This is a genomic window from Amycolatopsis sp. cmx-11-32 (assembly GCF_047608695.1).
Lineage (GTDB): Bacteria > Actinomycetota > Actinomycetes > Mycobacteriales > Pseudonocardiaceae > Amycolatopsis.
On record NZ_JADNQN010000001.1, the window covers coordinates 499,347 to 519,380 of the forward strand.

General features: G+C 67.3%; 22 protein-coding genes. 5 read left to right on the forward strand and 17 right to left on the reverse strand.

Features of this window, described 5'->3' with window-relative positions; genetic code table 11:
- Positions 1-294 precede the first annotated feature (294 nt).
- Positions 295-1,659 carry a type VII secretion integral membrane protein EccD gene (gene eccD, locus ACM6LR_RS02410; RefSeq protein WP_414943229.1) on the forward strand — a complete coding sequence of 455 codons (1,365 nt, stop codon included), beginning with the start codon at positions 295-297 and terminating at the stop codon, positions 1,657-1,659.
- Between the two features lie 23 nt (positions 1,660-1,682).
- On the forward strand, positions 1,683-3,323 hold the full coding sequence (mycP, locus tag ACM6LR_RS02415; RefSeq protein WP_414935915.1) for a type VII secretion-associated serine protease mycosin: 1,641 nt from the start codon (positions 1,683-1,685) through the stop codon (positions 3,321-3,323).
- Positions 3,324-3,423: 100 nt separating this feature from the next.
- On the opposite strand, the gene ACM6LR_RS02420 is transcribed toward mycP, so the two are convergent.
- The 3 genes from ACM6LR_RS02420 to eccB form a co-directional block, all read right to left on the reverse strand.
- Positions 3,424-4,578 carry a WXG100 family type VII secretion target gene (locus ACM6LR_RS02420; protein ID WP_414943067.1) on the reverse strand — a complete coding sequence of 385 codons (1,155 nt, stop codon included), beginning with the start codon at positions 4,576-4,578 and terminating at the stop codon, positions 3,424-3,426.
- 5 nt (positions 4,579-4,583) lie between these two features.
- On the reverse strand, positions 4,584-4,898 hold the full coding sequence (locus ACM6LR_RS02425; protein WP_414935917.1) for a hypothetical protein: 315 nt from the start codon (positions 4,896-4,898) through the stop codon (positions 4,584-4,586).
- A gap of 68 nt (positions 4,899-4,966) precedes the next feature.
- The gene (eccB, locus tag ACM6LR_RS02430) at positions 4,967-6,592 is read right to left on the reverse strand and encodes a type VII secretion protein EccB (protein WP_414935918.1); all 1,626 of its coding nucleotides are present in this window, start codon (positions 6,590-6,592) and stop codon (positions 4,967-4,969) included.
- A gap of 531 nt (positions 6,593-7,123) precedes the next feature.
- Here eccB and eccE point away from each other — a divergent pair.
- The 3 genes from eccE (at position 7,124) to ACM6LR_RS02445 (ending at position 10,238) form a co-directional block, all read left to right on the forward strand.
- Positions 7,124-8,305, forward strand: a complete 1,182-nt coding sequence (gene eccE / locus ACM6LR_RS02435) for a type VII secretion protein EccE (RefSeq protein WP_414935919.1) — start codon at positions 7,124-7,126, stop codon at positions 8,303-8,305.
- The gene (locus tag ACM6LR_RS02440; RefSeq protein WP_414935920.1) at positions 8,302-9,024 is read left to right on the forward strand and encodes a hypothetical protein; all 723 of its coding nucleotides are present in this window, start codon (positions 8,302-8,304) and stop codon (positions 9,022-9,024) included. The genes eccE and ACM6LR_RS02440 overlap by 4 nt, the downstream gene beginning before the upstream one ends.
- A gap of 254 nt (positions 9,025-9,278) precedes the next feature.
- Positions 9,279-10,238 (forward strand): endonuclease domain-containing protein, encoded by a 960-nt coding sequence (locus ACM6LR_RS02445; protein ID WP_414943068.1) that lies wholly within the window; start codon positions 9,279-9,281, stop codon positions 10,236-10,238.
- On the opposite strand, the gene truA is transcribed toward ACM6LR_RS02445, so the two are convergent.
- The 14 genes from truA to ACM6LR_RS02515 form a co-directional block, all read right to left on the reverse strand.
- Positions 10,208-11,041 (reverse strand): tRNA pseudouridine(38-40) synthase TruA, encoded by an 834-nt coding sequence (gene truA, locus ACM6LR_RS02450; RefSeq protein ID WP_414943230.1) that lies wholly within the window; start codon positions 11,039-11,041, stop codon positions 10,208-10,210. The genes ACM6LR_RS02445 and truA overlap by 31 nt on opposite strands.
- A gap of 73 nt (positions 11,042-11,114) precedes the next feature.
- Entirely contained in the window at positions 11,115-11,669 is a 555-nt protein-coding gene (gene rplQ, locus ACM6LR_RS02455; protein WP_414943069.1) for a 50S ribosomal protein L17, read from the reverse strand.
- Positions 11,670-11,744: 75 nt separating this feature from the next.
- Positions 11,745-12,818 carry a DNA-directed RNA polymerase subunit alpha gene (locus ACM6LR_RS02460; protein WP_005166811.1) on the reverse strand — a complete coding sequence of 358 codons (1,074 nt, stop codon included), beginning with the start codon at positions 12,816-12,818 and terminating at the stop codon, positions 11,745-11,747.
- A gap of 127 nt (positions 12,819-12,945) precedes the next feature.
- Positions 12,946-13,551: a 30S ribosomal protein S4 gene (gene rpsD, locus ACM6LR_RS02465; RefSeq protein WP_037314696.1), complete on the reverse strand. Its 606-nt coding sequence runs from the start codon at positions 13,549-13,551 to the stop codon at positions 12,946-12,948.
- 23 nt (positions 13,552-13,574) lie between these two features.
- Complete coding sequence (rpsK, locus tag ACM6LR_RS02470; RefSeq protein WP_004558885.1) at positions 13,575-13,982, reverse strand: 30S ribosomal protein S11; 408 nt, start codon at positions 13,980-13,982, stop codon at positions 13,575-13,577.
- An 18-nt stretch (positions 13,983-14,000) separates the two neighbouring features.
- Positions 14,001-14,186 (reverse strand): hypothetical protein, encoded by a 186-nt coding sequence (locus tag ACM6LR_RS02475; protein WP_004558884.1) that lies wholly within the window; start codon positions 14,184-14,186, stop codon positions 14,001-14,003.
- Complete coding sequence (gene rpsM / locus ACM6LR_RS02480) at positions 14,183-14,563, reverse strand: 30S ribosomal protein S13 (RefSeq protein WP_101612179.1); 381 nt, start codon at positions 14,561-14,563, stop codon at positions 14,183-14,185. Before rpsM ends, ACM6LR_RS02475 begins: the two co-directional genes overlap by 4 nt.
- A gap of 205 nt (positions 14,564-14,768) precedes the next feature.
- Entirely contained in the window at positions 14,769-14,882 is a 114-nt protein-coding gene (gene rpmJ / locus ACM6LR_RS02485; RefSeq protein ID WP_004558882.1) for a 50S ribosomal protein L36, read from the reverse strand.
- Between the two features lie 36 nt (positions 14,883-14,918).
- Positions 14,919-15,140: a translation initiation factor IF-1 gene (gene infA / locus ACM6LR_RS02490; RefSeq protein WP_005166804.1), complete on the reverse strand. Its 222-nt coding sequence runs from the start codon at positions 15,138-15,140 to the stop codon at positions 14,919-14,921.
- Between the two features lie 477 nt (positions 15,141-15,617).
- The gene (gene map / locus ACM6LR_RS02495; RefSeq protein WP_414943070.1) at positions 15,618-16,403 is read right to left on the reverse strand and encodes a type I methionyl aminopeptidase; all 786 of its coding nucleotides are present in this window, start codon (positions 16,401-16,403) and stop codon (positions 15,618-15,620) included.
- Positions 16,404-16,447: 44 nt separating this feature from the next.
- Positions 16,448-17,002, reverse strand: coding sequence for an adenylate kinase (locus tag ACM6LR_RS02500; protein ID WP_414935925.1), 555 nt, complete (start codon positions 17,000-17,002; stop codon positions 16,448-16,450).
- On the reverse strand, positions 16,999-18,306 hold the full coding sequence (gene secY, locus ACM6LR_RS02505) for a preprotein translocase subunit SecY (RefSeq protein WP_414935926.1): 1,308 nt from the start codon (positions 18,304-18,306) through the stop codon (positions 16,999-17,001). Before secY ends, ACM6LR_RS02500 begins: the two co-directional genes overlap by 4 nt.
- Before the next feature lie 608 nt (positions 18,307-18,914).
- On the reverse strand, positions 18,915-19,148 hold the full coding sequence (locus tag ACM6LR_RS02510) for a hypothetical protein (RefSeq protein WP_414943231.1): 234 nt from the start codon (positions 19,146-19,148) through the stop codon (positions 18,915-18,917).
- Between the two features lie 379 nt (positions 19,149-19,527).
- A complete protein-coding gene (locus ACM6LR_RS02515) occupies positions 19,528-19,971 on the reverse strand; it encodes a hypothetical protein (RefSeq protein WP_414943071.1) in 444 nt (147 codons plus the stop codon).
- Between the last annotated feature and the right edge of the window lie 63 nt (positions 19,972-20,034).

A 20,034-nucleotide genomic window follows, 5' to 3' on the forward strand; every position in this document is an offset into this window, starting at 1 on the left:
CCCAACGAACCCGCGGGCTCCAGACCAGGGCGCGGCGACTTTAGCGGCCTAAGTGCGATCCGGCGGCCGTGAGACCTCCCGGATGCTTAGGGCCGCTAAGCGTCGCAGTTTGCCCGCTAAAGTCGCCGCGCCCGGCCGCCGGTGAGAGGGCCGCGGAGGGCGCCTGCGCACTTTCGCCGGTCTTTTTCCGGCAGTCGATGATGTGGGCACCCGGGTTCGGTATAGGTTCCCCGGTGACCAGACTTTCAGGGCAGGGGGAAGGCAGTGGCAACGGGCACGACGGTATTCAGCAGGGTGACGGTGGTCGCGCCACGCACCCGGATCGACGTGGCTTTGCCGGCTGACGTCGCGGTGGCGGACCTGCTGCCCATGCTGTTGGAAATGGCGAAGGAGGCGACGCCGGACGGCGGCGCCCGCCACGGCGGCTGGGCACTGGCGAAGCTGGGCGACGCGCCTCTCGACCCGAGCCGGACCCTCGCGTCCCTCGGCGTCGTCGACGGCGAACTGCTGCAGCTGCGTAAACGCAACGAGAACCCGCCTCCGCCGCTGTACGACGACGTCGTCGACGCGATCGCCGAGTCGTCCCCGGACAGCTTCCGTCCGTGGACCAAGGAGACGGCGCGTCGTTTCGGGCACATCGCGGGCGGCCTGGCGCTGTTCTTCGCGGCCCTCGCGCTCTTCACCAGCGGGTCGTTCTACGGCGGCAACGCCCTCGCCGCCGCGATCGCCGGCGGTGTCGGCGCGATCGCGTGCGTCGCGATCGGCGCGACGCTGGCCAAGGCCTACAAGGCCGAGGCGACCGGCGTCCTGATCGCCGCGACGGGCGGCCTGCCGCTGGCCTTCGTCAGCGGCTTCTACATCGTGCCAGGGCTGTCCCTGTGGGCGAACCTGCTGCTCGCGAGCGCCCTCGTGATCATCGTGGCGGCGGTCTGCATCCTCGTCATCGGGCAAGGGATCACCACCTTCATCGCGGCCGCGACGACGGCCACGATCTCGGCGCTGACGTTCCTGGCCGCGACGCTCATCGACACCCCGATCGCCGGTGTCGCCGCCGGCGCCACCGCGTTCTCGCTGGCCTGCATCTCGATCCTCCCGCGCGCGACGATCAAGCTCGCGGCCCTCCCGACGCCGCACGTTCCCGGCAGCGCCGAGGAACTCAAGGAAGACTCGGGCTTCCCGGACTACCGCGCCATCGAGCGTCGCACCGCGGTCGCCCACGAGTACATGACCGGCCTGCTGACCGGCTGCGGCGCGGCCACGGCGTTGTTCGCGATCATCGCCTCGACGTCGCCGTCGATCTTCGGCCCGATCCTCGGTGTGGTCGCCACGCTGGTCCTGCTTCTGCGGGCGCGGGCGTACGCGAACGGCGCGCAGGCCATCGCGCTGCTGACCACCGGAATGGTGGCGGGCGCGGGCATCCTGCTCGGCTGGATGTGGTCGGCGAGCCCGCTGAACCGCGTCCTGTTCGTGTTCGGTGCGCTGGTGCTGATCGGCGCCGGCGCGCTCGTGGTCGGCGTGATCTTCCCGAACCAGCGCTTCTCGCCGCCGCTGCGGCGGACGGTTGAGATCTTCGAGGCCGTCTTCATCGCGACGGTGCTCCCGCTGGCGCTCGGCGTCATGGATCTCTACACGACGCTGCGCCACCTCAACTTCAAGTGACGACCCGATCGGATGATGCTCTGATGGCTGTAGCGCGGAAGTCCAGGGGGACGCGCGTCCGCCACCTCGGCTTCGCCGGGCGTACCGGAACGGTGCTGCTGGCGGCCGGTATCGGTGTTCTCTCGCCCGCGTCGGTCGCACTTCCCGCGTGGGCGCAGCAAAGCAGCGTCGCGCCGGACGCCGGTGGCTACTACGCGACTCCGCCGCCGGTGGACAGGAGCAAGAAACCGGCGGACGAAGGCAAGCCGGACAAGACCTACGAGAAGAAGACCGAGTGCGTACAGCGCAGCAAGCTCGGCGGCGACCAGGTCGACATCAAGAACCGCCCGTGGGGCCAGGAGTACCTGCAGATCGAAAAGGTGCACCAGCTGATGCGTGGCGCCACCAAGTCGGTCGGTGGGGGCGTCAAGGTCGCGGTGATCGACACCGGCGTCAGCGCGCACCCGTACTTCGGCGGACGTGTCGAATCCGGGGGCGACTACGTCGCGACCCCCGCCGGTAAGGCACCGGGGCTCGAGGACTGTGACGGCCACGGCACCGAGGTGGCGGGGATCATCGCCGCGAACCCGCCCGACGCGAGTATCGGGTTCCGGGGGGTCGCGCCGGACGCCACAATCCTGTCGATCCGGCAGTCCAGCCAGAACTACGAAGAGGCCGAGAAGAAGGCGGAACCGCCGCCCAGCACGGCATCCAGCTCCGCTCCGCCTGCTTCGTCTAACAAACCCAGTTCGCAGCTTCCGCCGTCCTCACAGGGAAACGGTGCAGCAGGCGGAACGGCACCGGGGCAGGACAAGGGCGGACGGCAGCAGGAACAGGGCAAGACCGCGGGGACGCTGAAGACGCTCGCGCAGGCTGTGGTCCGGGCCGTCGACAAGGGCTCCCGGGTGATCAACATGTCGGTCGACAACTGTCGTCCGGCCACCGGCAGCATCACCTTGGGCGAGCAGCAGCTTCAGGCGGCGGTGAACTACGCCGTCGACCGTGACGTGGTCGTCGTCGCGGCGGCGGGCAACGTCGGCGACAAATGTCCGCAGAACGACCAGCCGGACCCCAAATCCCCCAAGATGATTGTCACGCCGCCGTGGTTCGCCGACGACGTCCTGTCCGTCGCGGCGATCGACGACACCGGTGGTGTCGCGGACTTCAGCGTCAACGGACCTTGGGTCAGCGTCGCCGCTCCGGGCACCAAGATCATTTCCCTCGACCCGGCGGACGGCTCGAACAGCCTGGCCAACCTGACCATCGAGGGCAACGGAGAGCCGGGTGCCATCCAGGGGACCAGCTTCGCGGCGCCATACGTCGCCGGCGTGGCCGCTCTCGTGCGCGCGAAGTTCCCAGGTCTGCAGGCACGCGAGGTGATGAACCGGATCAAGGCGACGGCGCAGCACCCCGCGGCGCCGGGCGGACGGGACAACTTCGTCGGCTTCGGGGTCATCGACCCGATCGCGGCACTGACGGCGATCGTGCCGTCGGAGGCGGACAAGGCCAAGCCCGTCCAGCTGCCCGCGGATCTGCCGCCCGCGAACGACCGCGATCCCGCCCCGATGATCGTCGCGCTCGCCGGAACCGGCGGGGGCCTGGTGGCGCTGCTCGTCACGCTGTTCGTGGTGCACTCGGTCCGCCGCAACCGGCCGACCACCTCACCAGGCCGCAAAACCCCGTAGGCCTCGACTTTAGCGGCCTAAGTGCGATCTGCCCTGGACTCGCCTCCGAGCCGTCCAGATCGCACTTAGGCCGCTAAAGTCGCTCGGGCGCGTGGGGCACCTACTTGGCGGGTTTGGGCTTCGGAGCGGGTTTCGCCGGGCTGTCGTCCTCGCCGATCACGGGCGGGACGACCTGGCCAGGCTCGCCGACCACATCGGACGGCTTCGAGGTGGGCCGTGTCTTCGACTGGTGAGCCGCCCGGCCTCCACCGCCCATGCCCATCCCCATCGGCGCCATCCCCATGGGCATCATCCCCGTCCCCGACCCGGCCGCGGCCTGGCCCTGAGGCGGCGAAGCCTGCACGGACGCGACCTCCGGGATCGGCGCCTGTCCTTGTTCGATCAGCGGTTCCTGCGACCCGGTCTTCCGGCCGTCGGCGGGGTCGGCGGCCGCGGACGGCGAAGTCGACTGTTCCTCGGACGCGGCACTGGAATCCGATTCCGCGGCGTCCTTCTCCACGGTCGGCGCACCCGCCGCCGTGGAATCGTCATGGAGCTTGAACTCGTCCTGCGGGTACCGGTGAGCGATCTCGATGCTCCGCGAAACAGCATCGGGATCGTCCACCCCGTCACAAAGCCTCACAAAGCCCTCGAGGACGTCGCGGCCGGCTTCGAAAAGCGCCTTGGCCGACTCTTGCGCCTCTTCCAGCTGAGTTCGCGCCCGCCGGACGCCACCGACCGGCAGCATCGCGGTCTCGGAGGTCAGTTCGGCCGTGTCGACCAAGACTTCGACGAGGTCGGCCAGGATGCGACGGATCGACAACACCAGTTCGTCGAGCGAACCCGCCAGCGTGTTCAGGGCGTCTTCGACGTCGGAGCCCGCGATGTTGATGTCCCCGATGTACGCGACGAACGCATCGGCGTCCTTGCCGGACCACCCGGCGTCGAGACGGCCGAGGTCCTCCGACAGCTCCTTCGACACGGTGGCCGCGGTCATCGCCGCTTTTCGGAGCCGTCCCGCTTCGTCCTTCAGGTCCTCCCAGCGCCCCGCCAGCGGAGTCAGGTAGGCCTCGACCGGATCGATCAGCCCCAGATGGCCGGACAGCTCCGAAACAAAGGCGAGATGCGGCTCCGCATCCCCGATGAGGTCCTCACCTGCCGAGCCAGGCGCGTTTAGCGGGCTAAACGCGCTCGGCGCCGCCACAGGAGCGGCAGGGCGCGCGGACGCCATCGGGTGCGGGATGGAATCGGTCGGGTTCTCCGACTCGGCGATCATGCGGTTCAGAGCTCCACGGCGTGCTTGATCATCTGGGCGGCCTCGTCGTCGTGCCCGGCGTGCCGCGCGGTCACCGTGCGGAGGGCCTCCGACGCCGACCTCAGCGCGGCCGCGCCTTCCACCAGCTGACGCTGGATGGCCTCGGCCGCGCGTCCGTAAGACGCGCCGAGGCCCAGCTCCTCCCCCAGCGTGCCGTGGGATTCGACAGTGATGCCGTCTCCGGTCACCTCGGCGGCCGCCAGCTCGAGTTCTCCGGCGGCCGCGTCGACCCGCTTCGCGTAGTCACCGACGACGGTGCCGTCGATCTTCAGGCCGGCCACTGCGCCCTCCACTCACCCGACAGTGCTTGGGCGTTGAGACGCTTGTGCCGCCCCGAAGGTTCCCGCGATCAGTTTCCCGCCGGAGGCTGCTGCCCCTGCGTGGCGACCGATCCGGCCCTGTCGTCGATCGGCACCGTGTCGAACGCGCGAAGTACGTCCTGCGTGTTCAGCGACGCGCCGACCGGCAGGATCCTGACGATCGACTCCGGTGCGGGCACGCGCTTGTTGAGCCCGATCGAGTCCGCCGTGACAGCGTCAGGGATGCCGTAGCGGATCCCGCGATCGGAGATCAGCTGGATCGGCCCCTTGTCGAAGGTCTCCTTGCCGGTCGCCGACTGGACGACCGCCGCGAAACCGGGCTCCATGAAGAAGCTGTTGATCGGCGCGCCGACCGGGCCGGGAGTACCGATCTTGACCCCGGGCGCGGAACCGTCTGCGTTCCTGCCCTTCGGCAGCTTGTCGTCGACGAAAACCGCGGTGTGACCGTCCCGGCTGTTGCCGTCGCCGGTGATGGACCAGCTCAGGCAGGACACCCGGGAACCTTGGGTCGCGTTGAGCACCGTCGGCACGGTCTGGGGGTAGGCGTCGAGCTCGATGAAGCCCGGCTGCCCGGCGGCCACCCGCGTGACGTTGCGGATCTTGCCCAGCGCCACGGACATGACCGAAGTGCTGCCGTCGTTCTTCCCGGTCTGGACGATGTCCGCGACGGCCGGGGAGATGGACTGGATCCCTTCCCTCGTGATGAGGTGGAAGTCCTTCCGCCCTTCGGCCTGCTCGGTGGAGAAGACGTCACCAACCTTCATGCCTTCGATTTCGAAGCTGGGGTTCTCGCCCTTGCCCGTGACGTCCGGCTGCTTCAGCTCCGGCACCTCGGGGATCGCGTCCAGCAGGCCCTGGGAAATACCGCGAGGCTGGTCGGGCAGCTTCAACGCGGAGAGGACGGCACTGGCGTCGGGCTTGATCTCGGCCTTGACGGCGTTCGCGTTCGGGAGGTTGGGATTCGACGCCAGCCGGTAGATCAGATAGATCCTGCCGTTGGCGCCCCTGGCCATCAATGCCTCGTTCTGGCCGAGCTCACGGTTTCCGAGCTGTTTCACACCCGCGTAGACGGTCGTCTCGGTCTTCGTGAGATCTGGCCTGGGCACCGTCGGGTCGTACATGACCTCGTCGCACACACCCCAGTCCGGGGCGACACGCTGGCCTTCCGTCGGCATCAGCTGCGGGCCGTTGGGAATGCCCATGAGCTGACCGCGGGGAATGTTCTTCAGCTGTTCGTCCGAAACGACTGTGGGGTTCTTCACTTCGGAGGCCTGTGCGGGCCCGGAAGGCTTGCTGCCTGCCTGCTGCGCCCCTTGCTTGGACTGCGCGATGATCAGCAGCCGTGCGGAAGCGAGGTTGAAGGTCGGAATCAGTTTCTTCGGGTTCCCCGCAACGACGTACACCGTTCCGGACTGTTCGCCGATGACGATGTTGCCCGCCTCCGGAACGGAGGGTTTCGGGCTCAACAGCCCCCAGATGACGAAGACCAGTACGCCCAGCGCGGCCAGCACGATGCCCACGATGGTGGCGCGCGTGTGCGTGCGCATCGGGTCGTGGAGCATGACGGCGTCGCGACGGACCAGCGCGGATTGCATCCGGCGCAGAACGAACTGATAAGCCTGAACTTGAGACTTAGTAGTCGGTGTTGATGGCATTCTCGACCTACAGTCCTCCCCGTCGCGGTACGGTTCCGCAGGATAGCCGTACGGGGACCGTCTGGTGTGGGGTTTCTACCAACCCCAGCTAGTGTCAAGTTCCTCGGGACCGGCTTTCCGGGTACGCAGCACGCACGAGGGGAAGAGAAAGCGCGGATGTCCGTCACCACTCCTCCACGTCCGCCCGGCCCTCCGGGGTCTCAACCTCCAGGTCGCCCGCCGGGGCCGCCGCCAAGGCCCGGCAGACCAAATGGTCCTGGTGGCCCGGCCGGCGGCCAGGGAGGCCCCGGGGTTCCTCGTGGACCCGGTGGTCCCGGTGGTCCCGGTGGCCCTGGCGGACCGCAGGGGCCAGGCGGCCCCGGAGGTCCTGGGGGACCTAGTGGTCCTGGAGGCCCCAGTGGTCCGAGTGGCCCGGGCGGTCCTCCGTCCGGCGGCCCCGGCCCGCAGCCCGGTCCTCCGGCCACCCCCGCGCCGCGGATCGCCGCGCCGGCGCGGCGACGGACCGGCGGGATCAACCTCGGTCCGCTGCCCGTGGCGAACCTGGTCGTGCTCGAACTCGGGCTCGCGATCGGTCTCGTTCTCCTCGCGATCGACATGAAGCTGAAGTACGTCGCGATCGGTGTGCTCGGGGTCGCGATCATCATCGCGTTCCTGCGCTGGGGCGGCCGCTGGTTCACCCAATGGGCTGGACTCACCATGCGGTACATGTTCCGTTCGCACGATCGCGTGGCGGCTCCGCTTCCGCCGAGCAGCATCGAGACGCTCGCCACCGAAGAGGACGCCGTCACCGGCCCCGACGACGCCCGGGTGAACCTGCTTCGCCTCGCCGTTCCCGATCTCGTCGTCGCGCACGGCGTCGACCACGAACGCCAGCAGGTCGGCCTCGCGTGGAACGACGGGACGTGGACCGCGGTCCTGCTCGTCGAACCCGCGCCCGCGCTGATCACCCAGGCCGGCGGCGCGCCGAGCCTGCCGCTGTCCGCGCTCGCGCCGTGTTTGGAAGACCGCGGCGTGGTCCTCGACTCGATCCAGATGATCTGGCACTGCTACCCGGGCAGTGCGTCCCTTCCGTCGGACTCGCCGGCACTCAGCTCCTACATGGAGGTACTCGGCCCGCTCCCCGCGGCCGCGCGCCGGACGACGTGGGTCGCCATCCGGCTCGACCCGCGCCGGTGCCCGGCCGCCATCCGCGAACGCGGCGGCGGCGTCGTCGGTGCGCATCGCGCGCTGATCGGTGCGCTGTCGCGAGTGCGCAACGCCTTGGAGTCGCAGGGCGTGCCGACCCGGCCTCTCGACCCGGACGAGTTGCTGCGGTCCAGCATTTCGGCCGCGGAACTGACCGCGGTCGCCGGTTCGCCCGCGAAAGTCGGCCTGCAGGAGCGCTGGACCGGCGTTACCGCGGCGGGCATCGGACACGCGAGCTACGCGATCACCAGCTGGCCGAAGGGCAAGATCAGCGGCAGCCTGAACGCGCTGACCAGCGTCCGCGCGTTGTCGGCGACGGTGGCGATGTCGATCTCGCCGTCCGCCGATGAAGGCAAGATCGGCCTGCGGGGCATCGTGCGCCTGAGCGCGCGGAACCCGCGTGAACTGGACGCGGCCGACCAGCGGCTGCAGGGCATCTCGGACCGGCTGGGCGTGGCGCTGACGCCGTTGCGCGGCCTGCAGATCTCCGGGTTCTCCGCGACATTGCCGATCGGAGGCACGGCATGAGCACCCGTATGCGTGACGCCGGCCAGAACGCCGGTATCGCCCCGGAATTCACCGTCGACCCGGCGATGCTCGACGCGATCAGCCCGTCCGGCGACCGAGGCGGGATCGTCCTCGGCTCCGGACTCAAGGGTGAGCCGCTGACGATCTCCGCGCTCCGCTCGACGCCGACCCGGATCGTTCTCGTCGGAGGTCTGTACCTGGCTCGCCAGGTGGCGTTGCGGGCGATGGCGGTCGGAGCGTGGGTCGTCGTGGCGACCGGGCGACCGGCCGCGTGGCAGGTTCTCCCCCAGGCGGCGGGCAATCAGCCCAACGGCAGGCCGTCGCCGCTGGTACAGATCCGGCGGTTGTCGCCGGTGGACCTGCCGCGTCCGTCCGAGGACGCGCCGCTGCTGGTGGTGACCGACGGCGGCCCGACACCGCAGGACCTGTTCCCGCCGCGGTCGCCGTGGCAGACCACGGTCTACGTGCTGCCTTATCTGCATCCGCAGGCCGGGGCGACCGCGAACGCGGCCGACCTGGTGCTGATGCAGCGGCTCCCGCCTGGACAGGCCGAACTGGCCGCGCGGATCTGGCGACTCCCGCCGCAAATGATGAAGCAGCTCACGGCCTTGAAAGACGACCAAGTCGTCGCACTGGGACGCAACCTGTGGCGCCCTCTTCGCCTGGTCACCACCGCGAAAGAGCAGCAGATCCTGGGCCCCGTACGCCGCGGCGACTAAGCCGGCGCGGCGACTTTAGCAGCCTGATCGCGCTCTGCGGGGCACTGTCCACATCGGACAGTGTCCCCGTTTTGCGTCCCGCCCCGTTTCACGATTAGGCCGCTAAAGTCGACCTGGCTCGGGAAGCGGGTGGGGAGGTTGTCCGTCAAGGGGCAACTGCGCGGACTGTGGATAAGCCGGGGTTTGTGGATAAGTCGCCCCTGAAGGACCTGTGACGGCCATGCGTTGTCGGTCTTTTCGATCACGGTGTCGGCATGACCAAACCATTCGATTCATCCCATCTCCCCGACGTCTTCCGTGGCTCCGAGGCACGCAAAGCAGGCCTCATCACGGCAAGCCGCCTCCGCGGTCCCAGCGTGCGGAGGCTGTTCCAGGACGTCTACACGCGCGCTGACGTGGAGGTCACGCACGAGCTGCGCTGCCGAGGCGCCGCGCTACTGGCGCCTCCGGAAGCCGTGCTGACCGGACGATCGGCTGCGACCGTTCAAGGCATCGAGCTGGCCAACCCCAACGATCCGGTCGAGATGGTCGTACCGGAGAAATACCGCTTCGGACCGATAGACGGAATCAAGATTCGGCGTACCGAGATCAGGCCCGAAGAATCGGGGCCGTGGAACGGCATTCGTATCGCGCGTAAGACCCGGATCGCGCTGGACCTGCTCCTGCGGCTTTCTCCTCGAAAATCCGGTTGGGTGAGACGGCTCCGCACCGGCGTCCCCGATCTGGACCAGTTCATGAGAGCCGAGAAGCTGCGCGATCTACATCTCAACGGGGAGTTCTACGGTCGCCGCAATCGAGGAATCCGCCTGGCCAGACATGCTTTACGACTGTCCGATCCTCGCGCGGAGTCGCCCCCGGAATCGGAGGTTCGCATCGTGCTGGCCGCCGGCGGAATTACGGCGACACCTCGGTTCGAAGTCATCTCTCGAACGGGTCATTTCGTCGCTCGCCTCGATCTAGGAGACGAGGAGTACAAGGTCGCAATCGAATACGACGGACGCTGGCACAACACGCCAGCGCAACGAGCTCACGATCGGAAACGCCGAAGACGAGCGGAAGCCGAAGGCTGGCGCTTCGTCATCGTCACCGCGGAAGACCTGGCGACCGATTTCGAAGGCATCGTCGAGGCCGTCCTGCGTGCCCGCCGCGGCCCGGTTAGCCCGCTAACTGTGCCGCGCCCGGGTCAGGAGGGGGTGCGCATGGCGCGCGTTTGATCGGCGCGGGCGGCGAGTTCCGTGTCCGGCGGGTAGTCGACGGCCATCAGCGACAGGCCGTGTGCGGGAGCGACAGCGCTGTCGCGCGTGCGGTTCTCCAAGACGTCGCCGGGCCAACCCAGCGCACGACGGCCGTCTCCGACCAGAAGCAGTGCCCCGACCAGGCTGCGCACCATCGAGTGGCAGAACGCGTCAGCGGAGACGTCGACCTCGACCGCGTGTGGTCCGGTCCGCCGCCAGACAAGCCGCTGCAGCTCGCGAATTGTCGTGCTGCCTTCGCGCTGCTTGCAGAAGGCCGCGAAGTCCTGGAGCCCCAAGAGGGACGCCGACGCCTCGTTCATCGCGTCGATCGAAAGCGGCCGTCCCCAGGCCAAGGTGTCGTGACGCCGCAAGGGATCCACTCCCCACGGCGCATCCGAGACGCGGTAACGATAGTGCCGTCGCACAGCGGAGAACCGCGCGTCGAACCCCGGGGCGGCCACCCGAGCACCCAGCACCCGCACGTCACCCGGCAGGTACCGATTCCAGCGGTGACGCATCCGCCCCAGGTCGGGAATACCTTGCTCGTCCAGTTCAAGGCGACCGGATCGCGTTTTGCCCGCTAAAGGCGACACGTCGACGTGGACCACCTGGCCGGCCGCGTGCACACCGGCATCGGTGCGGCCGGCGACGACGACGGACTTCGGGACCGAGGCTCCTGGAGGCTGCTTCGCGAGCGCTTCTTCGAGGAGTCCCTGAACGGTGCGCCGCCCGGGCTGCCGCGCCCAGCCGGAGAAATCGGTGCCGTCGTAAGAGACATCCAGACGCAGACGAACGAGCCCGCCCTCCGCAGTGGGAGTGGCGGGCTCGTCCGGGGTGTTCGGTGCCGTCAGGACGTCAGTCCTTCTTGCTGTCCGCGTCCGCGGCGGGGGCCTCAGCGGCTCCGTCGGCGGCGGGAGCCTCGGTGGCCTCCGGAGCGTCAGCGGCGGCCGTGTCGGCTGCCTCGGTGGTCTCCTCGGCGGCCGGGGCGGCAGCCTTCGGCTCGTCCTTGGCGAACTTCGTCTTGCGCGCGGCCTCGGCCTCGGCGGTGACGGTCTTCTCGGCCACCAGTTCGATGACCGCCATGGGGGCGTTGTCGCCCTTGCGTGCCATCGTCTTGGTGATCCGGGTGTAACCACCCGGACGCTCCGCGAAGAACGGACCGATTTCGGCGATCAGCTTGTGCACGACGTCCTTGTCGCGCACGATGCGCTGGATCTGACGACGGTTGTGCAGGTCGCCCCGCTTCGCCTTCGTGATCAGCTTTTCGGCCAGCGGGCGCACCCGCCGGGCCTTCGCCTCGGTCGTCGTGATCTTGCCGTGCTCGAACAGCTGCGTGGCCAGATTGGCCAGGATCAGCCGCTCGTGCGCGGGCGACCCGCCGAGACGGGGTCCCTTTGTGGGGGTGGGCATCGGTTCTCCTCGTTCAGCTCACAGCTGGAGGCCGGGGCTCCCCCACCCCTACCGGTGAGGGAGCCGAAGCTGGCCCTACAGCTGCTCCGTCTCTGCGTAGTCCTGGCCATCGTCGTGGCCATTGTCCGAAATTCCGTCCGTGATGCTGTCGACGCCCTCGGACCAGCCTTCACCGTCGTAGCTGGCCGCGGCCGCGGTCGGGTCGAACCCGGGCGGGCTGTCCTTCAGCGCGAGGCCGAGACCGACGAGCTTGAGCTTGACCTCGTCGATCGACTTCGCGCCGAAGTTGCGGATGTCCAGCAGGTCGGCCTCGCTGCGCGAGACCAGTTCGCCGACGGTGTGGATGCCCTCGCGCTTGAGGCAGTTGTACGACCGGACGGTGAGGTCCAGGTCCTCGATCGGCATCGCGTAGGCGGCGATGGTGTCCGCCTCCTGCGGCGACGGGCCGATCTCGATGCCCTCGGCGTCGACGTTCAGCTCGCGCGCGAGACCGAACAGCTCCACCAGCGTCTTACCGGCCGACGCGACAGCGTCCCGCGGCGTGATCGACGGCTTCGTCTCCACGTCCAGGATCAGCTTGTCGAAGTCGGTGCGCTGCTCGACACGGGTCGCCTCGACCTTGTAGGTCACCTTCAGCACCGGGGAGTAGATGGAGTCGACCGGGATCCGGCCGATCTCCGCGCCCGCCTGCTTGTTCTGCAGGGCCGGAACGTAACCGCGGCCGCGCTCGACGACGAGCTCGATCTCGAGCTTGCCCTTGCCGTTCAGCGACGCGATGTGCAGATCCGGGTTGTGCACGGTGACACCGGCCGGGGGCACGATGTCGGCAGCGGTGACCTCACCGGGGCCCTGCTTGCGCAGGTACATGGTGACCGGCTCGTCCTCTTCCGAGGAGACCACGAGCTCCTTGAGGTTCAGGATGATGTCGGTGACGTCTTCCTTCACCCCGGGAACGGTGGTGAACTCGTGCAGCACACCGTCGATGCGGATGCTCGTCACGGCCGCGCCCGGAATGGACGACAGCAGCGTGCGCCGCAGCGAGTTGCCGAGCGTGTAGCCGAAGCCGGGCTCCAGCGGTTCGATGGTGAACCGGGAGCGGGTCTCGTTGACCGTCTCTTCGCCGAGAGCCGGCCGCTGGGAAATCAGCATCTTTCCTAATTCCTTTCCAAACGGCGCCCGCCATATGACACCGAAAGGGATGGCGAAACGGCGGCGCACTCCGGGCGCCGCCGCCCGTGCCCACACCGGGCCGGGGTTTCCCCGGCCCGGTGATGGATCACTTCGAGTAGAGCTCGACGATCAGCTGTTCCTGGACCGGAACGTCGATCTGAGCGCGCTCCGGGAGCTGGTGGACCAGCACCCGGAGGTTGGACGGAACAACCTGGAGCCACGCGGGAACGGGACGCTCGCCGAACGACTCCTTGGCAGCGACGAAGGGCAGCATCGCGAACGACTTCGGCCGCACGTCGATGATGTCCCACTTGCTGACCTGGTACGAGGGCACGTTGACCTTGACGCCATTGACCACGAAGTGACCGTGGCTCACCAGCTGACGCGCCTGACGGCGGGTGCGGGCGATGCCGGCGCGGTAGATCACGTTGTCCAAACGGGACTCGAGGATCTGCAGCAGGTTCTCACCGGTCTTACCCGGACGCCGGACGGCTTCCTTGTAGTACCGGACGAACTGACGCTCGAGAACGCCGTAGGTGTAGCGAGCCTTCTGCTTCTCCTGCGACTGCAGGAGGTACTCGGACTCCTTGATGCGCCCGCGGCCGTGCTGGCCCGGCGGGTAGGGGCGACGCTCGAAAGCCTGGTCGCCGCCGATGAGGTCAACCTTGAGGCGACGCGAAATACGCGTCGCGGGGCCGGTGTAACGAGCCATTTCTTCTTACTCCTCCCCGTTCCTCAGACCCGGCGCCGCTTGGGCGGGCGGCAGCCGTTGTGAGGCTGCGGGGTCACGTCCTGGATGGTGCCGACCTCGAGGCCGGCCGCCTGCAGCGAGCGGATCGCCGTCTCGCGGCCCGAACCCGGGCCCTTCACGAAAACGTCGACCTTCTTCATGCCGTGCTCGGCAGCCTTGCGGGCGGCGTTCTCGGCGGCCATCTGCGCGGCGAACGGGGTGGACTTACGCGAGCCCTTGAAGCCCACGTGACCACTCGACGCCCACGCGATCACGGCACCGGTCGGGTCCGTGATCGAGACGATGGTGTTGTTGAAGGTGCTCTTGATGTGCGCGTGGCCGTGCGCGACATTCTTCTTTTCCTTACGGCGGACCTTCTTGGCCCCCGCCGCAGTACGAGACTTCGGTGGCATGTTCTGAGGGTTCTCCTGTTAGCGCGCGTTCTCTTGGTGAGCGGCGACCGCTTCGGCCTGGCCGCGCCGGATGATCGAACCGGCGTCGGTGTACAGGTTGCGGAGCGCCATCGGGCGGGCGTAAAGCGCCTTGGGCGAGACACATGCCGAGCCGCGGCGGTGAACGCCGCCCATCTGCACGACCTTCTTGCCCTGGACGCTCACTTCTTGCCAGCCTTCTTCTTGCCGGCGACCGTCTTCTTCGGACCCTTACGGGTACGGGCGTTCGTCTTGGTCCGCTGACCACGGACGGGAAGTCCGCGACGCCAGCGAAGGCCCTCGTAACACCCGATCTCGATCTTCCGACGGATGTCGGCGTTCACCTCACGGCGAAGGTCACCCTCGACCTTGAAGTTCTCTTCGATGTAAACCCGCAGCTTGGCGAGGTCGTCATCGCTCAGATCCTTGACGCGAGTGTCCGCGTTGAGCTCGGCAGCCGCGACGAGCTGCTTCGAGCGGGTACGGCCGATGCCGTAGATGTAAGTCAGCGCGATCTCCAACCGCTTTTCGCGGGGGAGGTCTACGCCAGCGAGTCGTGCCATTGGCGTTGATGCTCCTTCATAGAATTCGTCTTCAGGTCTGCTCCCCGTCCGGTCCCGGGACCGACTCGCCTGTCGTGCCCTCGGCTCGCGCTTCGGGTGTCCCGGCCCCGGCCTGAAGTCCGGGGGTGAACCGGGCCGTTCGCACGGCCCGGCAGGTGCGGGGAGATTGTGTAGCCGTCAATCCACTCTGTACGAGTGCGAGTGATCAGCCCTGCCGCTGCTTGTGCCGCAGGTTCTCGCAGATCACCATGATCCGGCCGTGACGGCGGATCACTTTGCACTTGTCGCAGATTTTCTTGACGCTCGGCTGAACCTTCACGTCTCCTGCTCTCCTGCTTGTACTAACTCGTCGTGATCACTTGTAGCGGTAGACGATGCGACCACGAGACAAGTCGTAGGGCGAGAGCTCCACGACAACCCTGTCCTCGGGCAGAATGCGAATGTAGTGCTGCCGCATCTTGCCGCTGATGTGTGCAAGGACCTTGTGGCCGTTCTCCAACTCGACGCGGAACATCGCGTTGGGGAGCGGCTCGACTACGCGGCCTTCGACCTCGATGGCCCCGTCTTTCTTGCCCATGTCCTCCGCATTTCCTGTCGCTACGCTGTGTTATCAGTCAGAGCTTGAGTGCTTGGCTGGGTGGTGCGTCGGCACACTCCACCCGGGGTCCAATGTTCGTTCGCGAGAATTCACGAGCGCGCAGGATCCGGGCGCGATGAGTACACCGACTTGACAGTGTACGCAACCCGTGTCGCGAGGCCCAGACGGGGGGTAACTGTGTTACATGCCCCGGGCTCGCCGGAAGCGACCTCCCCCATCATACGCCTCCACCGACCTGCGTTTAGCGGGCTGATCGCGACCTGGCGGGCCTATTGCCCGGCGTGCTCGGCGGCCCCGAGGTGTGCCCGATGGGGGCAGCGCCCAGACGCCTCAGGCGAGGCGGGGCACTGCGCCGACCAGCGGGCGGACTTGCGTTTCGCGGCCTAACCGCGACCTGGCGCCCACCTGGGCGCACTTGCGTTTAGCGGGCTAAACGCGATCTGGGGCCGGAGAGGGTCAGGCGTCTTCGGGGGCGGTCAGCACCCACGGGCCGTCGTCGGTGATGGCGACGGTGTGTTCCCAGTGCGCGGCCCGCGAGCCGTCCGCTGTCACGACGGTCCAACCGTCGTCGAGCTCGACGGTCTCACCACCACCACCACCACCACCGGTCAGCATGGGCTCGATCGCGAGCGCCATTCCGGTCTTGAGTCTCGGGCCCTTGCCGGGCTTACCGAGGTTCGGCAGGAACGGGTCCATGTGCATCTGGCGCCCGATCCCGTGACCGCCGTACTCGACGATCATCCCGTACTCGATGCCGTCATCCTGGCCGGCCTTCTCGGCCGCGGTCTGCACGGCATGCGAGATGTCTGTGAGCCGCCCACCGGATGACACCGCGGCGATCCCCGCCCACATCGCCGCCTCGGTGGCCGCCGAAAGCGCGAGATCCGCCTTCGACACCTCACCGATCGCGAGAGTGACCGCGGAGTCGCCGTGCCAACCGTCGAGGATCGCGCCGCAATCCACCGAGATGATGTCGCCCTCGTTCAAGGCCTGCGTCTTCGACGGGATGCCGTGCACGATCTGCTCGTTCACCGAAGCGCAGATCGACGCAGGGAAGCCGTGGTAACCCTTGAACGAGGGCACCGCGCCGGCGTCGCGGATCGTCTGCTCGGCGAGTTCGTCGAGATCGGCCGTCGTCGCCCCTGGCTTGGCGATCTCGCGCACCGCGGTGAGGGTGCGCCAGACGATCAGACCGGCCGCGCGCATCGCCTGGAGCTCGCCCGGGGTCTTGAGTTCGATCATGCGCCCACGACGAAGCCGTTGCAGTACACGCAGTCCTCCGAGGTTCACGTGCGGTCGCGCAGCGCTTCCAGCACGCGGACGGAGATCTCGTCGACCGAGCCGACACCGTTGACCGTGACCAGGATGTCCGCGTAGTACTCGAGCAGCGGAGCCGTCTCGGACACGTAGATCTGCTGGCGACGACGGATGACCTCTTCGGTGTCGTCCGAGCGGCCACGGGACAGCAGCCGCTCGACGACGACGTCTTCGGAGACCTGGAGCTGGATGACCGCGTTCAGTTCGGTGTCGACCTCGCCGAGGATCTCACCGAGGACGTCAGCCTGCTTCGTGTTGCGGGGGAAGCCGTCCAACAGGAAACCGACCTTGGCGTCGGGTTCGGCAAGACGCTCACGCACCATCTCGTTCGTGACCGAATCGGGCACGAGTTCACCGGAATCCAGGTAGCGCTTGGCTTCCTGGCCCAGCGGCGTCTGCTCCCCCACGTGGGCGCGGAACAGATCGCCGGTCGAGATATGCGGGATCCGGAGCTTCTCCGACAGTGCTACCGCCTGAGTACCTTTGCCCGCGCCAGGAGGGCCAACAAGAACCAGGCGCGTCACTTCAAGAACCCTTCGTAGTTACGTTGCATCAGCTGGCTTTCGATCTGCTTCACGGTGTCGAGACCGACACCGACCATGATCAGCACAGCCGTGCCACCGAACGGGAAGTTCTGGTTGTTCCCGCTACCGGTAACGGACAGGAAGAAGTTCGGGAGGATCGCGATGATGCCCAGGTACAGCGAGCCCGGCAGGGTGATCCGGCCGAGGACGTAGCTGAGGTACTCCGCGGTGGGACGGCCCGGGCGGATACCCGGGATGAAGCCACCGAACTTCTTCATTTCTTCCGCACGCTCGTCCACGTTGAACGTGATCGTGATGTAGAAGTACGTGAAGAAGATGATCAACGCGAAGTACAGCAGGACGTGCGCCCAGCTGGACTGGTTGACGATGTAGTTCTGGATGAAGACCTGCCACCCGGCGTTGCTGTTGGCGTCAGCGACGAGGCGGCTGATCAGATCCGGCAGGTAGAGCAGCGACGAGGCGAAGATGACCGGGATGACACCGGCCTGGTTCACCTTGATCGGCAGGTAGGTCGAGGTCCCGCCGTACATGCGGCGGCCGATCATGCGCTTGGCGTACTGCACCGGGATCCGGCGCTGGCCCTGCTCGACGAAGATGACGCTGGCGATGATCACCAGGCCGAACACGCAGATGAGGGTGAACACCACGGGGCCCGCGCTGCTGAGGATGTTGCCACCCTCGATCGGGATGCGGGCGGCGATGTTCAGGAAGATCAAGACGGACATACCGTTTCCGACGCCGCGCTCGGTGATCAGCTCACCCAGCCACATCATGACGGCGGTACCGGCGGTCATCGTGATGACGATGATGGCCAGCGTGTAGACGCTGTTGTCCGGGATGATCGCGGTGTCGCACTGCGGGAAGAGCTGCTTGCGGTCGGCGAGCGCCACCACACCGGTGGCCTGCAGAACCGCGAGGGCGATCGTCAGGTACCGGGTGTACTGGGTCAGCTTGCCCTGGCCGGCCTGGCCTTCCTTCTTCAGCTCCTCGAACCGTGGGATGACCACGGTGAGGAGCTGGACGATGATGCTCGCCGTGATGTACGGCATGATGCCGGTCGAGAACAGCGACAGCTGCAGCAGTGCACCGCCACTGAACAAGTTCAGCAGCTGATAGACGCCCTCCTGCGACCCGGTTTCCGTACATTTCTGGACGGCGGAGTACGAGATGCCCGGGGCCGGGATGGTGGCACCGATTCGGTAGACCGCGACGATGGCTAGCGTGAACAGGATCTTCTTACGTAGATCCGGCGTCGCGAGAGCCGAGCGGAAGGCGCTGAGCACGCGGGGGACCTCCTCGGCGTCGTCGGCTGTCGTACCGACGATCGGCTTGGCCGACCTAGGGCCGGCAGGAACACACAGCTTTCTGGCACAAGCCAGGAACGCTTCGGGGCACACTCGTCCCGAAGCGTGTCGCCGACTCTAACAGCTTCACGGGGCGTGTCCGCAGTGCGTGTGGGTTTTCCGAACGAAGGTTGGTCCGCGAGGTTGATCGGCTTCCGCTTCTCGCTCCGGAACCTTGACAGATCGCCTTGTCGTTCCGTGCTTTCCGAGCCCATCGGATCGCGATTAGCCCGCTAAACGCACCGTGATCGGGGGTGGGTTCAGAGGCTCGACGCGGCGAGGGCTCCCGCCATGCCGAGGCACACGACACCGGTACCCCGATCGACGTTGCGGGCGACTTCACGAGCGCGCCGGCTCCGATGGAGGTCACGCCCGCGACGAGCTCGGCGACCACGTAAATGGCGCCGGGGGTCGCGATCTGGGCAGAAAAGGAGCCGTGAGCTGCGTCGATGAACTGGGGCACGAACGCGGCGAAGATGAGGATCGCCTTCGGGTTCGTGATCGCGACGACGAATTCCTTCCTCGCGACCTGCGGGGCCGGTACGGATTCAGTGTCCTGCGGCCCCGGGACCAGCGGTCCGCTCACCGCGGAACGTCGGCCACGGCAGCCGTCCGCCGATCCAGACCAGATAGGGGACACCTACCGATTTGATCACTGTGAGTGCAACTTCGGAGGCGGCGAGGAGTTGCCCAAGTCCTGCGGCGACGGTAGCGATCAACACTGTGAATGCACCCAATCGGCCTAACAGGCCCACCAGCCCTTTCCATCCACCCTGTGTCATGCCGTGGTGCAGGCTGAGCTGATTGTTCGCCCCTGGCGTAAAAGCCACGAGCACCGCCGCACCGAAAAGACCACCGCCCAGTCATCGGCCACCTCCACCCCCACGGTGTCGACCGACGCGAGCGCCTTTAGCGGGCTAATCGCGCGCTTTCGGGCCGGGATCCGGCGGAGGGACGAAGGCTGAATAGTCCGGAGGGGACATCGGCTGAGGTTCCGGCGGCAGCACCGCGATGTAAATGCCGTCCTTGGAGTGGGCAGGTCCGCGAGCCCCGGCTCATCGCTCACCGGCATTTCGACCTCCTCGACACGGTGAGTCATGACCGCCGCGCCCACCGCGGCGACCACGGCCGCGAACAGAGCCCATAAGCCCGCACTGAGCGTCATCGCCGATTCGGTGGGTTCTCCCAGCTGTTGTCCGGATCCCAGCATGGTGACGGTGAGACGACTCCTGGGAGGAATACCGCCCCGATGGTGACGAACCATCGATCCAAGGTTCCCGGCCGTCGTAAGAGGGCGGCACGGGCGCTGACGATCGTGGCCGCCAACAGGATCGTCGCGGCGATCAGGAGAGGAATACCGACAGGCGACGTCGACATCGTAAGGCTGCGTCCCCCGGGCTGGTTGATCATTGTTTCCCACGCGCCTTGAACGACCACGATCACGAGCTTGTCGCTGCGATCGAAGTCGAGTCGATGCTCCGTGGTGAAGAACGGGAAGAAGCAGCCGACGAGGGTCAGTACCACTGCCAGAGCCGCCAGGCCCGCTGCGACCTGCCCGCGAGGCTCGGGCTGGTCAGACCGGACCGGCACGCCTGCGGGGTCCATGGGACCTGACACCGAGATGACCGTCGGCGGCGCGACCGGCTGCTGCTGAAAGGGCTGCGGATC

Excerpts from the sequence above, each read along its gene's own strand:
- eccB (WP_414935918.1), bottom strand. The coding sequence starts at position 6,592 with ATGCCATCAACACCGACTACTAAGTCTCAAGTTCAGGCTTATCAGTTC.
- mycP (WP_414935915.1), top strand. The coding sequence starts at position 1,683 with ATGGCTGTAGCGCGGAAGTCCAGGGGGACGCGCGTCCGCCACCTCGGC.
- ACM6LR_RS02445 (WP_414943068.1), top strand. The coding sequence starts at position 9,279 with ATGACCAAACCATTCGATTCATCCCATCTCCCCGACGTCTTCCGTGGC.
- rpsD (WP_037314696.1), bottom strand. The coding sequence starts at position 13,551 with ATGGCTCGTTACACCGGCCCCGCGACGCGTATTTCGCGTCGCCTCAAG.
- map (WP_414943070.1), bottom strand. The coding sequence starts at position 16,403 with ATGATCGAACTCAAGACCCCGGGCGAGCTCCAGGCGATGCGCGCGGCC.
- ACM6LR_RS02440 (WP_414935920.1), top strand. The coding sequence starts at position 8,302 with ATGAGCACCCGTATGCGTGACGCCGGCCAGAACGCCGGTATCGCCCCG.
- rpsK (WP_004558885.1), bottom strand. The coding sequence starts at position 13,982 with ATGCCACCGAAGTCTCGTACTGCGGCGGGGGCCAAGAAGGTCCGCCGT.
- ACM6LR_RS02510 (WP_414943231.1), bottom strand. The coding sequence starts at position 19,148 with ATGACACAGGGTGGATGGAAAGGGCTGGTGGGCCTGTTAGGCCGATTG.
- infA (WP_005166804.1), bottom strand. The coding sequence starts at position 15,140 with ATGGGCAAGAAAGACGGGGCCATCGAGGTCGAAGGCCGCGTAGTCGAG.
- ACM6LR_RS02460 (WP_005166811.1), bottom strand. The coding sequence starts at position 12,818 with ATGCTGATTTCCCAGCGGCCGGCTCTCGGCGAAGAGACGGTCAACGAG.
- ACM6LR_RS02420 (WP_414943067.1), bottom strand. The coding sequence starts at position 4,578 with ATGATCGCCGAGTCGGAGAACCCGACCGATTCCATCCCGCACCCGATG.
- rpsM (WP_101612179.1), bottom strand. The coding sequence starts at position 14,563 with ATGGCACGACTCGCTGGCGTAGACCTCCCCCGCGAAAAGCGGTTGGAG.
- ACM6LR_RS02515 (WP_414943071.1), bottom strand. The coding sequence starts at position 19,971 with ATGGACCCCGCAGGCGTGCCGGTCCGGTCTGACCAGCCCGAGCCTCGC.
- rplQ (WP_414943069.1), bottom strand. The coding sequence starts at position 11,669 with ATGCCCACCCCCACAAAGGGACCCCGTCTCGGCGGGTCGCCCGCGCAC.